Origin of the sequence: Amnibacterium soli, from assembly GCF_039544415.1 — a bacterium.
In the GTDB taxonomy this organism is placed as follows: domain Bacteria; phylum Actinomycetota; class Actinomycetes; order Actinomycetales; family Microbacteriaceae; genus Amnibacterium; species Amnibacterium soli.
The window spans coordinates 52,884-65,932 of the sequence record NZ_BAABLP010000009.1 but is presented as its reverse complement, the minus strand read 5'-3'; the positions used below and the strand labels follow the sequence as shown (position 1 = coordinate 65,932).

At 74.1% G+C, this 13,049-nt stretch carries 12 protein-coding genes; 8 read left to right on the top strand and 4 right to left on the bottom strand.

Annotated elements, in window-relative coordinates; translation table 11 throughout:
* Nucleotides 1-693 (top strand): 50S ribosomal protein L1, encoded by a 693-nt coding sequence (rplA, locus tag ABEA53_RS15880; RefSeq protein ID WP_345482295.1) that lies wholly within the window; start codon nucleotides 1-3, stop codon nucleotides 691-693.
* Between the two features lie 136 nt (nucleotides 694-829).
* Here the strand turns inward: rplA and ABEA53_RS15875 are convergent, their stop codons facing one another.
* Both ABEA53_RS15875 and ABEA53_RS15870 read right to left on the bottom strand, forming a co-directional pair.
* Nucleotides 830-1,834 (bottom strand): NADP-dependent oxidoreductase, encoded by a 1,005-nt coding sequence (locus tag ABEA53_RS15875; RefSeq protein ID WP_345482294.1) that lies wholly within the window; start codon nucleotides 1,832-1,834, stop codon nucleotides 830-832.
* Between the two features lie 95 nt (nucleotides 1,835-1,929).
* Nucleotides 1,930-2,658, bottom strand: a complete 729-nt coding sequence (locus ABEA53_RS15870) for an ABC transporter ATP-binding protein (protein ID WP_345482293.1) — start codon at nucleotides 2,656-2,658, stop codon at nucleotides 1,930-1,932.
* A gap of 169 nt (nucleotides 2,659-2,827) precedes the next feature.
* Here ABEA53_RS15870 and ABEA53_RS15865 point away from each other — a divergent pair, with 169 nt between their 5' ends.
* Nucleotides 2,828-3,583, top strand: coding sequence for a response regulator transcription factor (locus tag ABEA53_RS15865; protein WP_345482292.1), 756 nt, complete (start codon nucleotides 2,828-2,830; stop codon nucleotides 3,581-3,583).
* Nucleotides 3,584-3,609: 26 nt separating this feature from the next.
* Nucleotides 3,610-5,085, top strand: a complete 1,476-nt coding sequence (locus ABEA53_RS15860) for a sensor histidine kinase (RefSeq protein ID WP_345482291.1) — start codon at nucleotides 3,610-3,612, stop codon at nucleotides 5,083-5,085.
* Between the two features lie 42 nt (nucleotides 5,086-5,127).
* Here the strand turns inward: ABEA53_RS15860 and ABEA53_RS15855 are convergent, their stop codons facing one another.
* Both ABEA53_RS15855 and ABEA53_RS15850 read right to left on the bottom strand, forming a co-directional pair.
* Entirely contained in the window at nucleotides 5,128-6,135 is a 1,008-nt protein-coding gene (locus ABEA53_RS15855) for a 1-phosphofructokinase family hexose kinase (protein WP_345482290.1), read from the bottom strand.
* A 54-nt stretch (nucleotides 6,136-6,189) separates the two neighbouring features.
* On the bottom strand, nucleotides 6,190-6,888 hold the full coding sequence (locus tag ABEA53_RS15850) for a YoaK family protein (protein WP_345482289.1): 699 nt from the start codon (nucleotides 6,886-6,888) through the stop codon (nucleotides 6,190-6,192).
* Nucleotides 6,889-6,986: 98 nt separating this feature from the next.
* Between ABEA53_RS15850 and ABEA53_RS15845 the strand changes: the two genes are divergently transcribed.
* From ABEA53_RS15845 to ABEA53_RS15825, 5 genes are all read left to right on the top strand, one after another.
* Nucleotides 6,987-8,069: an acetamidase/formamidase family protein gene (locus ABEA53_RS15845; protein WP_345482288.1), complete on the top strand. Its 1,083-nt coding sequence runs from the start codon at nucleotides 6,987-6,989 to the stop codon at nucleotides 8,067-8,069.
* Complete coding sequence (locus tag ABEA53_RS15840; protein WP_345482287.1) at nucleotides 8,062-9,603, top strand: AtzH-like domain-containing protein; 1,542 nt, start codon at nucleotides 8,062-8,064, stop codon at nucleotides 9,601-9,603. Before ABEA53_RS15845 ends, ABEA53_RS15840 begins: the two co-directional genes overlap by 8 nt.
* Nucleotides 9,604-9,750: 147 nt before the next feature.
* Nucleotides 9,751-10,974, top strand: a complete 1,224-nt coding sequence (locus tag ABEA53_RS15835; protein ID WP_345482286.1) for a pyridoxal-phosphate-dependent aminotransferase family protein — start codon at nucleotides 9,751-9,753, stop codon at nucleotides 10,972-10,974.
* A complete protein-coding gene (locus ABEA53_RS15830; RefSeq protein WP_345482285.1) occupies nucleotides 10,971-12,215 on the top strand; it encodes an allantoate amidohydrolase in 1,245 nt (414 codons plus the stop codon). Before ABEA53_RS15835 ends, ABEA53_RS15830 begins: the two co-directional genes overlap by 4 nt.
* Nucleotides 12,212-13,045 (top strand): MurR/RpiR family transcriptional regulator, encoded by an 834-nt coding sequence (locus ABEA53_RS15825; RefSeq protein WP_345482284.1) that lies wholly within the window; start codon nucleotides 12,212-12,214, stop codon nucleotides 13,043-13,045. The genes ABEA53_RS15830 and ABEA53_RS15825 overlap by 4 nt, the downstream gene beginning before the upstream one ends.
* Nucleotides 13,046-13,049 lie beyond the last annotated feature (4 nt).

Below are 13,049 nucleotides of genomic sequence, written 5' to 3'. Positions count from 1 at the left end.
ATGGCACAGAAGAGCAAGGCGTACCGCGCTGCGGCCGCCAAGATCGAAGAGGGCAAGTTCTACACCGCTGACGAGGCGCTGAACCTCGCCAAGGAGACCGGCTCCGCGAAGTTCGACTCCACGGTCGAGGTCGCGCTGAAGCTCGGCGTCGACGTGCGCAAGGCGGACCAGATCGTGCGCGGCACGGTCTCCCTCCCGCACGGCACCGGCAAGACGCAGCGAGTCATCGTGTTCGCGATCGGTCCGGCCGCCGAGGCCGCGATCGCCGCGGGCGCCGACGAGGTCGGCGGCGACGAGCTGATCGCCCGCGTCGCGGACGGCTGGACCGACTTCGACGCCGCGGTCGCGACGCCGGACATGATGGGCAAGGTCGGCCGCCTCGGGCGCGTGCTCGGCCCCCGCGGCCTCATGCCCAACCCGCGCACCGGCACCGTGACCCCGAACGCGGCCCAAGCCGTGACCGAGATCAAGGGCGGCCGCATCGAGTTCCGCACCGACAAGCACTCCAACGTCCACCTCGTGGTCGGCAAGGCGGGCTTCACGGAGGAGGCGCTGGCGGAGAACTTCAAGGCCGCGCTCGACGAGATCAACCGGCTCAAGCCGTCGGCTTCCAAGGGTCGCTACATCCAGAAGGCCTCGGTCTCCACGACCTTCGGCCCCGGCATCCCCCTGGACGTCGCCGCCCTCGTCTGAGTCGACGGTCTTCGATCCGCGAGCGGATCGAAGCCTGTGTCGCTTCGCGGCCCTGAACGGGCCGCGGTACGCGACGGTACGGATCACGAGAAGGGGCGGACCATCAGGTCCGCCCCTCCTTCGCGTCCGTGCGGGGTCAGTAGTCGCTGATCTGCACCACGACCTTGCCGCGCACGTGCCCCGCCTCGACGAGGCGCTGGGCGTCCGCGATGCGGTCGAGCGGGAACACCTCCTGCACCGACACGCGCACGTCGCCGGAGGTGATCAGGCGGCCGATCACGGTCAGCGTCGCGGCGTCCGGGACCATCCGGTAGGTGGTCGCCCGCACGCCGGCGGCCGCGGCGTCCGCCATCAGCGTCGGCCAGGTGCTCGGCACGTTCACGAGCAGGCCGCCGGGGCGCAGCACGGGGAGCGAGCGGGGCCCGGTGTGGTCCTGCTGGTCGCCGACCAGGTCGATGACGACGTCCACCGGGGCGACGACGTCCTCGAACCGCGTCTCGCAGTGGTCCACGGTCTCGCTCGCCCCCAGCTCGCGCAGCCAGCCGGTGTTGCGGCCGGAGGCGGTCGCGATGACATGGGCGCCGAAGTGGGCCGCGAACTGCACCGCGAGGTGCCCCACGCCGCCGGAGGCCGCGTGGATCAGGATCCGCTGGCCCTCGTGCGCCTTCGCGATCTCCACGACGGCGCCCCACGCCGCGAGCGCGGCGAGCGGCACCCCGGCGGCCTCGGCGTGGGACAGCACCGCGGGCTTCGGCGCCACCTGCTGCGCGGGCACGGCGAGGTACTCGGCGAAGCTGCCGGTCGAGCGGGGCGCGGCGCTGATGCCGAACACCTCGTCGCCCGGCTGCAGGCGGAACGCCTCGTAGGGCGCGGAGACGACGACGCCGCTGAAGTCGTGCCCGAGCACCGCCGGGAAGCGGGCCACGCCCGCCGCCTCCCCGGACCCGGCCCGCGTCTTCACGTCGATCGGGTTCAGCCCGGCCGCGACGACCCGGATCAGCAGCTCGCCCACCACCGGCACGGGCCGCTCCACCTCGGCGAGGTGGAGCGCTCCTGCGTCGCCGAAGTGGTCGAGGACCACCGCCCGCATGGTCGCGCGGACTGCGGCCGGCGCTGCGGCGATCTCGTCGTGCAGCGTCATGGCGTCTCCGGTCCGTGTCGAGCGGCTCGTACCGCTCCAGTGAACCGGGCCAGTGATTCGACGCTGTTACGGGCGCATCACCGCTGTGCGACGGATCAGACGGTCGCGGCGGTCCGCTCGGCGAGTCGGCCCTCCCGCAGGAGGAGGCGGCGATCGGCCCGCCGGGCGACCTCGGGGTCGTCGGTGGCGATGAGCAGGGTCAGGCCTCGGGCGAGCCGCACGGTGTCGAGCAGCTCGACGATCCCGTCCCGGGTCACCGCGTCGAGGGCGCCCGTCGGCTCGTCCGCGAGCAGCACCGCCGGCTCCCTGACGAGCGCCCGGGCGAGCGCGACGCGCTGCTGCTGCCCGTCGGTCAGCTCGCTCGGCAGGTGCGCGGCGAGCTCGCCGAGGCCGACCTCCTCGAGGACCGTCGCCACGCGGTTCCTGCGGTCGCGGGGGTCGACGTGGGTGGACTCGAGCGCCGCCTCGACGTGCTCCTGCGCGGTGAGCGTCGCGATGAGGTTGGGGCTGCGCGAGAGGGAGCCGATCCGGTTGGCTCGCACGCGGCTCAGCTCCGGAGCGCCCATGCGCCCCAGGTCCGCGCCGTCGAGCAGGATCGTGCCGGAGGAGGGCCGGTCCAGTGCGCCGAGCAGGCGCAGCAGCGTCGACCGGCCGGCGCCGAGCGGGCCCTCCACCGCAACCGACTCGCCGGCCGCGACCACGAGATCCACGCCGATCAAGGCCTGCGCGGAGGCGTCGCCCCGGCGGTAGGTCTTGCAGACCTGCTGCAGCTCGTACGTCGGTCGTGCTCCAGCCGGAGCGGTCGGTGGGTGCGAGGGGGACATGCTGCAGACGGTATGGGTGCAGCTCATCGGGAACCGGCGGACCGCCTCTGCGCCGGCTATGAGTCGAGCAGGTGCCGGCCGTGGTCGGGGAGCATTCCTGCTTCCCAAGAACTGCATCACCCGTCCTCAAGCGGCTCATAGGAAGCTGGGTTTCCCTGGAGGGGTGTCCATGACCCGACCCGCCGCCTCCGATGCCGCCCCGCAGAGCCGCCCCCGCCTCAAGCACCCCGACGGCAGCCCCATCCGCGTGCTCGTCGTGGACGACGAGCCGACCCTGACCGACCTGCTCCAGATGGCCCTGCGCTACGAGGGCTGGGAGGTCAAGACCGCCGCCGACGGGCGCCACGCCCTGACGCTGGCCCGCGAGTTCCGCCCCGACGCCATCGTGCTCGACATGATGCTGCCCGACATCGACGGCATGCAGGTCCTGTCCCGCGTGCGCCAGGACGGCCAGCAGACGGCCGTGCTGTTCCTCACCGCGAAGGACTCGCTCGAGGACCGGATCAACGGCCTCACCGCCGGTGGCGACGACTACGTCACCAAGCCGTTCAGCCTGGAGGAGCTCGTCGCGCGCCTCCGCGGCCTGATCCGCCGCTCGATGCTCACCGCCGCGGAGGAGGAGGACCCCCGCCTCGTCGTCGGCGACCTCGTGCTCGACGAGGACAGCCACGAGGTCTCCCGCAACGGCGAGCAGATCGACCTGACCGCCACGGAGTTCGAGCTGCTGCGCTACCTGATGCGCAACCCGCGCCGGGTGCTCTCGAAGACGCAGATCCTCGACCGGGTCTGGAACTACGACTTCGGCGGCAAGTCCAGCGTCGTCGAGATCTACATCTCGTACCTGCGCCGCAAGATCGACGCCGGTCGCAAGCCCATGATCCACACGGTGCGCGGCGCCGGGTACATGCTGAAGGCGGCGGAGTAGCCCTCCGCCGCACGCGGAGGGGAACGATGCACTTCTCGAGCTGGACGCTGCGCAGCCGGCTGATCGCGCTGACCACGACGCTCGTCGCGGCGACCAGCATCGTCATCGGCGGCGTGGTGTCGCTGGTGGTGTCCAACACCCTGACAGCCCAGTTCAACGACCAGGTGCACGGTGCGGTCCGGAACGCCCAGATGATGGGCCAGAGCGACCAGACGAATCGGTTCCTGGACGACGGTGACGTCATCGTCGCGGTGTACGCACCGGCGCTGGGGTACGCGGTGGGCGAGCACCAGGGCACCGGCGAACCGGAGCAGCTTCCTCGCACGGCGTACTCCGCGATCCGCTCAGGCGTGCCGGTGCAGGACGCGGGGCCAGGAGGCGGGCTGACGACGATCGACGTCCCCGGCTACGGGGAGTACCGCTTCGCGGTCGCGATCGGCGACGCGACGAACGCCGTCGTCTACGTGGGCCGGCCGACGTCGATCCTGACGAACAGCCTCCTCAAGTACCTCGTGCCGATCTTCACCGTCGTCGTCCTCGCCGTGCTGCTGTCCGGGGTCATCGGTGCGCTCGTGATCGGCCGCGCGCTCCGGCCGCTGCGGCGCGTCTCCGCCGTCGCGTCCAACGTGGCGTCGCTCCCGCTCGAGCGGGACGACGTCGAGCTGCCCGAACGCGTGCCGACGGAGGACACGAACCCCAACACCGAGGTCGGCCAGGTGGGGGCGGCGCTGAACAACCTGCTCGACTCGGTGCAGACCGCACTCGCGGTGCGGCAGGCGAGCGAGGAGAAGGTGCGGCACTTCGTCGCCGACGCGAGCCACGAGCTGCGCACGCCCCTCGCCTCCATCCGCGGCTACGCGGAGCTCACCCGGCGGTTCGGCGGGCCGCTGACCGAGGACGTGCAGCACAACATCGGGCGCATCGAGTCCGAGGCGATGCGCATGACGAGCCTGGTCGAGGACCTGCTGCTGCTCGCCCGCCTCGACGCGGAGCGGGAGATCGAGACGCGCGACGTCGACCTCTCCCGGATGCTCGTCGACGTGCTGAGCGACGCGAACGCGGCCGGGCCGGACCACGAATGGGAGCTCGACCTGCCCGACGAACCCGTGATGGTGCGCGGCGACGAGGCGAAGCTGCAGCAGGTGTTCACGAACCTGCTGGCGAACGCCCGCGTACACACGCCTGCCGGCACGCGGGTCGTGCTCGAGCTGGCTGCGCCGCGGGACGGGCACGTGCTCGCCCGGGTGCGGGACGACGGGCCCGGGATCCCCGAGCAGCTGCGGCCCCAGCTCTTCGGCCGGTTCGTGCGCGGCGACTCCTCCCGTGCCCGCACGACGGGCAGCACGGGACTCGGGCTCGCGATCGTCAACGCGGTCGTGCAGGCGCACCACGGCACGGTCTCCGTCGCCTCCGAGCCCGGCGCCACGGTGTTCACCGTGCAGCTGCCGGTCGAGCAGCCCGCCGTCGCGCAGGAGTCGGCGCAGCAGCCCCAGCCCGCCTGATCCTCCGTTCGCAGGACGTGTGCGCCTGCGGAACGCAGCGCGCTACTTCTTCGTGAGGTGGGTCGTCTCGAGCAGGACGCGCTCCGGGTCGGGGGCGCCGACGGCCGGGACCGGGGCGTCGTCCAGGCTGGTGATCAGCGTCGTCGGCACGGACACGGCCAGCGCGCCCCAGGAGACCGCGGTGGAGAGGGCGCGCTCGAGGTCCAGCTCCGGTGCGCCGCCGAGGCCGCGCGTCTCGTCGCGGATCGAGTTGCCGAGGAAGCCCGCGAGCGTCGCGTCGCCGGCGCCCGTGGTGTTCACGAGCTGCGGTGCCACCGCGGCGCCCCAGACCGACGACCGCTCGGTGATCGCGAGCGCGCCGTCCGCACCCAGGGAGACGAGCGCCACCTCCACGCCGCCGCGGTTCAGCTCCCGGCCGGCGTCGAGCGCCTCGCCGATCGTCGTGAGGTTGCGGCCGACGAGGTTCGCCAGCTCGTCCGCGTTCGGCTTGATCAGGTTCACGAGCCCGCTCGTCACGAGCCGGTCGAGCGGCACCCCGCTGGTGTCGAGCGCCACGCGGGCGCCCGCCGCCCGGACGCGCTCGAACAGCTCCGTCATGTCGACGTAGTCGCCCGTGTCGCTGTTGAACGGGTGGGTGCCGGAGGCGCAGAGCCAGTCCGCGTCCATCTCCTCCACCTGCTCGACCGTGAGGTCGACCACCCGCTGCCAGTCCGTCGTGGACATCGGGATCGCGGACTGATTGACGTTCGTCGTGCGACCGCCGTCCTCGACGACGGCGGTGTTGACGCGGATGCGGCCCTGGATCGGCATGATCCGCAGGATGTGCGGGTACGGCGTGCGGAACAGCAGGTGCTCGTCGTCCCGGCCGATGGGCATCACCGCGGCCGTGGGGTGCCGGGCGACGTGGAGCGTGCGCGAGACGTTGAGGCCCTTGCCGCTCATGTACTCGTGGACCTCGATCGCCCGGTTCACCTTGCCGGGCGCCATCGACGCGACGAGGTAGGTGCGGTCCAGCACCGGGGCGGGGGTCAGGGTGACGACACCGCTCACGAATCGTCCTTCCGAAGAGCATCCGCCGCACGGGCCCGGGCGGTCGGGTGCAGCCTACTGAGCGAGCCGATCGGCCCCCTTCGCGGCGCTGCGGCTGCCGAGCGCGCCGAGCACGGCGACGACGACCAGCAGCAGGGCGGCGAGCGCGAGCCCGAGCCAGAACGCGACGAGCAGCAGCGCGGCGCCCGCGAGCGCACCGAGCGCCAGCAGGGTCACCGCAGCGAGGCGCCGGAACCACGTCTGCCCTGTGCGGCGGCCGAAGCGCGAGTCGAAGGCGAGCGCGGCGAGGGTGGAGGTGATGACGACGGTGGTCACGTCGGTCACCGCGATGTGCCGCGCGGCCCCGGCCTGCATCCCCATCGCCACGGCGAGCAGCGCGGTCACCGGCAGCCCGAGCGCGGGATCCGCGGGGGTGGAGGTGATGAACGCGGTCGGGATCAGGGCGACCAGCAGCAGTGCTGCGACGACGGCCAGCACCCAGGTGTCCCGCACGTGCCAGCCCTTCGGGATGCCGCGCAGGAAGCGACCGGCGATCACCGCGCCGACCACGAAGCCCGCGAGCGCGACGATCGGGCCGACGATCGGCAGCCCCTCCTGGCCCGTCAGGCCCATGGCGAGGATCACGACGTTGCCCGTCATGTTCGCCGTGAAGACCTTGTCGAGCCCGAGGTAGCCGATCGCGTCGACGACCCCCGTGGAGAACGTGAGGACGAGCATGAGTGCGAGGTGGAGCCTCGCCTGGTCGCGCAGCATGCGGTGCCGTCCCTCCTGAGCCGGGGTCCCATCCAACCGGCACGGCGCGCCCGCCGGATACCGTGAGCGCACGCGAGAGCGGATGAGCAGGAGGTGGGATGCGCTTCGACCCGTCCCGGTGGACCGCGGTCCAGCCCGGATCCGATGCGGCGGTCTACCTGCCGTCGACCCCCGACACCGTGCTCTGGGGCCGCCTCCCGTGCGGCGCCGACGAGCCGGTCCTGACCGTGGACTCCGGCGACGTCGTCACCGTCGACGCCCTGTCGCACGAGGGCCTGCTGCCCGACCAGGGCCAGGACCCGCTCGCGTTCTTCGCCCGGGAGGGGGTGCCCGCCGAGCTGGTGCTCGAGGACGCCGTGCGCATCGCCGCGGAGTGCACCCGGGACGAGGCCGACGGCCCGCACGTGGTCACCGGCCCGATCGCGGTGCGCGGCGCGCAGCCGGGCGACCTGCTGCGCATCGACGTGCTCGGGCTGGAGCCCCGGGTGCCGTACGGCGTCGTGTCGAACCGGCACGGTCGCGGCGCGCTGCCGGGGGAGTACCCGGAGGGGGCGGAGCCGGTGAGCGTGTTCGCCGCGGTCGATGAGCGGGACGGGGCCCTGGTCGGCGTGCTGCCGCGCGCCGCCGGCTCCGACGCGGTCGTCCGGTTCCCGCTCGCACCGTTCCTCGGGATCATGGGCGTCGCGGCGGCCGGGGACGAGCGCCCGCACTCGGTGCCGCCCGGGGCGCACGGCGGCAACATCGACGTCAACCTGCTCGTCACCGGCACCGCGCTGCTGCTGCCCGTGCAGGTGCCGGACGCGCTGGCCTACGTCGGCGACCCGCACTTCGCGCAGGGCGACGGCGAGGTCGCGCTCACCGCGATGGAGGCGTCGCTGCGGGCGACCCTCCGGTTCTCGGTGGTCCCGAGGTCGGCGGCGCTCGAGGAGTACGGCGTCGTGACCGGGCCGCTGGTCGTCACGCCGGAGTACCTGGTGCCCACCGGGCTGAGCGAGGACCTCGACGAGGCGGTGCAGCACTGCGTGCGCGCCGCCATCGAGCTGCTGCATGCCCGCTTCGGCATGGACCGGGCGAACGCGCTCGCTTACCTGTCGGCCGCGACGGACTTCGACATCTCGCAGGTCGTCGACCTGGTCAAGGGCGTGCACGCCAGGATCCGGATCGCGGACTTCGATGCCTGAGCAGGAGGTCGACGCGGGCGCGCCCGTCCACGCCGACGGGGCGGTGCCCGCGGGGCTGCTCGACGCGTTCTGGCGCTACGAGCGGGCGCTGATGGCGGACGACGTGCCCGAGCTCGACGCGTTGTTCACCGACGGCCCGTCGACGCTGCGGGGGGACGCGGGCGGGCTGCTCGTGGGCCACGACGCGATCGCGGCCTTCCGGCGCGGTCGCGGCGGTGCGCCGAAGCGCCGGATCGCCGCGGTCCACGTGCGCGTGCTCGGCGACGACGCGGCCGTGGTGGTGGCGGAGCTCGCGCCGCGGACCGGCGGACGCGGGCAGCAGACGCAGGTGTGGCGGCGCGGGGCGGTCGGCTGGCAGGTGCTCGTCGCCCACGTCGCGAACCCGGCGCCCGCGGTGGACGCCCGCATCTGGCGGACGGTCGGCACCCCGCTGGTGCGCGGTGCCGCCGAGGGGCCGCTGGTCGGGAAGCGCCTCGCGGTGAAGGACCTGTTCGCCGTGGCCGGCCACCGCATCGGCGCCGGGGTGCCCGAGTACCTGGCGCACGCGGTGGTCCAGCAGCACACGGCGCCGAGCGTCCGGGCGCTGCTGGAGGCGGGCGCGGACCTGACCGGCATCGCGCACACCGACGAGTTCGCGTACTCGATCGCCGGCGCGAACCCGCACCACGGCACGCCCCCGAACGCCCGCGTGCCCGGCGCGCTGCCGGGCGGCTCGTCGAGCGGGCCCGCCTCCGCGGTCGCGCTCGGGCAGGCGGACATCGGGCTCGCGACCGACACCGGCGGCTCGATCCGCGTCCCCGCCTCCTACCAGGGGCTCTGGGGACTGCGCACGACGCACGGCCGCATCGCGCGCAAGGGGCTGCTGCCCCTCGCGCCGAGCTTCGACACGATCGGCTGGCTCACCCGCGACCGCGCGGTGCTGGCGGCGTGCTCCCGCGTCTCGGCGGTCGGCGCACCGGCCGTGCCCGCGCCCGATCGCTTCGTCACGGCGCCGGGCCTGCTGGCCGGGCTCGACGGCACGGTCCGCAGGGCGTTCGAGGCGTGGACGCACCGCCTGGGCGACGTGGGGCAGGTCGACCTCGGCGACGTGGCCGCCGCGCAGGAGGCGTTCCGCGTCGTGCAGGCCCACGAGGCGTGGCAGGCGGACGGCGCGTGGCTCACCGCGCACCCCGGCGCGGTCTCCGGTGCCGTCGCGGCACGGTTCGAGGCCGCCGCCGACGTGCTGGACGAGGAGGCGGACCTCGCCCGCTTCGAGCTCGAGGACCACCGGCGGCGGTTCACCCGCGCGCTGCAGGGCGCGGTGCTGCTGCTGCCGTCGGCGGCGTCCGTCGCACCGCAGGCCACCGCCGACGCGGCCGCGGTCGATGCGGTGCGAACGCAGACCCTCCGCCTCACCTGCGTCGCCGGGATCCTCGGCGCGCCCGCGCTGTCGGCCCCGCTGCTCGAGATCGGCGGGGCGCCGCTCGGGGTCTGCCTGGTCGGCCCGCGCCACAGCGACGACGCCCTGATCCACCTCGCCGCGTCGCTGCGCTGATCGGAGCGCCGCCGCCGTGACGCTCCGCGGCCATGAACGGTCCGCGGTGCGCGTCGTACTGAGACCGGCCCCCGCGGCGTCATCCGCGTGAAACATCCGTTGCAGTAGCTTGACTTGCAGGAACAGTCGTTGCAGTCGAGGAGCAGGATGCCCGCCGGACCGATCGATCCCCCCGCCCGCCTCCTCATGGGGCCCGGCCCGATCACGGCCTACCCGCGGGTGCTGCAGGCGATGTCGGCGCAGCTCGTCGGCCAGTACGACCCCTTCATGACCGCGACGATGGCGGAGACGCAGGCCCTCTACCGCCAGGTGTTCGACACCGCGAACGACGCCACGCTGCTCGTGGACGGCACCTCCCGCGCCGGCATCGAGGCGGCGCTCGTGTCGTTGATCACGCCCGGCGACCGGGTGCTCGTGCCCCGCTTCGGCCGCTTCGGACACCTGCTCGTCGAGATCGCCGAGCGCTGCGGCGCCGAGGTGCACGCGATCGACGTGCCGTGGGGGCAGGTGTTCGCTCCCGAGGCGATCGAGGCCGCGATCCGCGAGGTCCGGCCGAAGCTCCTCGCGATCGTGCACGGGGACACCTCCACCACGGTCGCGCAGCCGCTCGAGGAGCTCGGTGCGATCTGCCGCGAGCACGACGTGCTGCTCTACTGCGACACCACCGCCTCCCTCGGCGGCAACGCGTTCCGCACCGACGCCTGGGGCCTCGACGCCGTGACGGCCGGCCTGCAGAAGTGTCTCGGCGGCCCCTCCGGCTCGGCGCCCATCACCCTGTCGCCGCGCGCGGTCGCCGTGATCGAGTCGCGGAAGAGCATCGAAGCGGGCATCCGCACCGAGGGCGACCCGGTGCGGCAGGACCGCATCCGCTCGAACTACTTCGACCTCGCCCAGATCCTCGACTACTGGGGGCCGAAGCGGCTCAACCACCACACCGAGGCGACGACGATGCTCTACGGCGCCCGCGAGTGCGCCCGCATCCTGCTCGAGGAGGGCCTGGACGCCTCCGTCGCCCGCCACCGCCTGCACGGCGAGGCGATGCTCGCCGGCGTGCAGGGGCTCGGCCTGGTGCCGTTCGGCGACCTCGCGCACCGCATGACGAACGTGCTCGGCGTCGAGATCCCGGAGGGGGTCGCGGGTGACGCCGTGCGCGCCGAGCTGCTCGAGGACTACGGCATCGAGATCGGCACGTCGTTCGGGCCGCTGCACGGCCGCGTCTGGCGGATCGGGACGATGGGCTACAACGCCCGCCGCGACGCGGTGCTCGGCACCCTCGCCGCGCTCGAGGCGGTGCTGCGCCGGCACGGCGTGCGGGTCGCGGCGGGCGGCGGCACGGAAGCGGCGCTCGACTCGTACGCGGGCGCGGCGTGACGACCGCCGCGCTGACGGGTGCGGCGCGGGCGATCGCCCGCTGCGACGTCCTCGCGACGCTGTCCTCGCTGCCGAGCGGGATCGAGCGCGTCGCGTACTCGGAGGAGCACCGCGCCGCGAACGCCCTCGTCGGCGAGTGGATGCGGGAGGCCGGGCTGCAGGTGCGGCAGGACGCCGCGGGCAACGTCTGCGGCCGGATCGAGGGCCGGCGCGACGGGCTGCCCGCCCTCGTGCTCGGCAGCCACCTCGACACCGTGACGGACGCCGGGCGGTACGACGGCATGCTCGGCGTGCTGCTCGCCATCGAGGTCGCGGAGCGGATCGACACCGCCGCCCTGCCCTTCGCGCTCGAGCTGATCGGCTTCACCGACGAGGAGGGGACGCGCTTCGGCGACGCGCTGCTCGGCTCCCGCGCCTTCGCGGGCCGGGTCGCCGCCGACCGGCTCGCGACGACCGACCGCGCGGGGACGAGCGTCGCGCAGGCGATGACGGCGTTCGGGCTCGATCCCGCGCGGATCGGCGAGGCCGCCCGGCGCCCCGAGGAGCTCGTCGGGTACCTCGAGACGCACATCGAGCAGGGGCCGCACCTGATCGACGCGGACCGCGCCCTCGCCGTGGTCACCGCCATCGCCGGCGCGCGCCGGTTCGCGCTGCAGGTCACCGGTCGGGCCGGCCACGCGGGCGGCACCCCCTACCCGCGCCGACGGGACGCGCTGGTCGCCGCCGCCGAGATCGTCGTCGAGATCGAGCGCATCGCGATCGAGACGGGCACGATCGGCACGGTCGGCCGCATCCGCGCCTTCCCGGGCGGCGTGAACGTGGTGCCGGGCGTCTGCCGGTTCTCGCTCGACCTGCGCGGGGAGACGGACGAGGCCCGCGACGCGGCGTTCGCGCGCATCGACGCGGCTGCTCGCGAGGTCTGCGAGCGACGGGGCGTCGCGTGGAGCGCGGACGAGTTCTACCGGGCCGACGCGACGATCTGCGACGCGGCGCTGGTCGCCGCGGTGGAGGCGGGGGTCCGTGCCGCGGGCGACGCCGATCCGGTGCGCCTCTGGTCCCGCGCCGGCCACGACGGCATGGCGGTGCGGGACGTCACGGGCGTCGCAATGCTGTTCCTCCGCTGCGGCAACGACGGCATCAGCCACCACCCCGACGAGACGGTGACGGAGGAGGACGTCGCGGCCGCGCTCGCGGGGTTCGAGGCGGCGGTGCTCGCGGTCGCCGAGCAGCACCGGCCGTGACCGACCCGCGGACCGCGCTCGCCGAGCGCATCGCCGACGCGTGGGGCGGCCTGAGCCCGCAGGAGCAGCGCGTCGCGGAGTTCCTCCGCGCGGAGCCCGACGAGTCCGCGCTGTACAACTCGAGCGAGCTCGCCCGGCGCACCGGCGTCTCGAAGGCGACGGTGTCGCGCCTGTTCCGGCGGCTCGGCTTCGCCGGCTCGCAGGAGGCGCGGGAGGTCCTGCGGGCGCAGCGGGCGGCGGGCCTGCCGGTGCTGCTCGACGACCCCGAGGACCCGCTCGCCGCTCAGGTCGCGCGCGACGTCGAGCACCTGCGGCGCCTCGCAGCGGACCTCGACCGCGCGGCCCTGCAGGAGGCGGCAGCGGCGCTGGCGGCCGCGCCGCGGGTGGTCGTCGCCGGCTTCCGCTCCGGCCACCCGCTCGCGATGCTGCTGCGGCAGGCCCTGGTGCAGGCGCGCCCCGACGTCGCCCTCCTGCCCGAGGCGGGGCAGACGCTGGGGGAGGAGCTCGTCGGGCTGGGGCAGCACGACGCGGTCGTCGTGATCGGCCTGCGGCGCCGGCCGGCGGGCTTCGACCGCGTGCTCGACGGGGTGCGCGCGGTGACGCCGAACCTGCTCGTGCTCGCGGACCCGACTCTGCGCCGCGGCCCCGAGCGGTGGCGCTTCGACGTGCCCGTGCAGTCCGCCTCGCCCTTCGACTCCTACGCCGCGGCCGCCTGCGTGCTCAGCGTGCTGGCGGGGGAGGTGCTGCACCGTCTCGGGACGGCGGGCGCCGGTCGGGTCGCGGCCATCGACCGCGCCTACGCCTCGCTCGGCGAGCTCGACCCCGCCTGACCCC

What these genes read in the sequence shown, in the direction of transcription:
- rplA (WP_345482295.1), top strand. Translation starts at nt 1, where the DNA reads ATGGCACAGAAGAGCAAGGCGTACCGCGCTGCGGCCGCCAAGATCGAA.
- ABEA53_RS15875 (WP_345482294.1), bottom strand. Translation starts at nt 1,834, where the DNA reads ATGACGCTGCACGACGAGATCGCCGCAGCGCCGGCCGCAGTCCGCGCG.
- ABEA53_RS15870 (WP_345482293.1), bottom strand. Translation starts at nt 2,658, where the DNA reads ATGTCCCCCTCGCACCCACCGACCGCTCCGGCTGGAGCACGACCGACG.
- ABEA53_RS15865 (WP_345482292.1), top strand. Translation starts at nt 2,828, where the DNA reads ATGACCCGACCCGCCGCCTCCGATGCCGCCCCGCAGAGCCGCCCCCGC.
- ABEA53_RS15860 (WP_345482291.1), top strand. Translation starts at nt 3,610, where the DNA reads ATGCACTTCTCGAGCTGGACGCTGCGCAGCCGGCTGATCGCGCTGACC.
- ABEA53_RS15850 (WP_345482289.1), bottom strand. Translation starts at nt 6,888, where the DNA reads ATGCTGCGCGACCAGGCGAGGCTCCACCTCGCACTCATGCTCGTCCTC.
- ABEA53_RS15845 (WP_345482288.1), top strand. Translation starts at nt 6,987, where the DNA reads ATGCGCTTCGACCCGTCCCGGTGGACCGCGGTCCAGCCCGGATCCGAT.
- ABEA53_RS15840 (WP_345482287.1), top strand. Translation starts at nt 8,062, where the DNA reads ATGCCTGAGCAGGAGGTCGACGCGGGCGCGCCCGTCCACGCCGACGGG.
- ABEA53_RS15835 (WP_345482286.1), top strand. Translation starts at nt 9,751, where the DNA reads ATGCCCGCCGGACCGATCGATCCCCCCGCCCGCCTCCTCATGGGGCCC.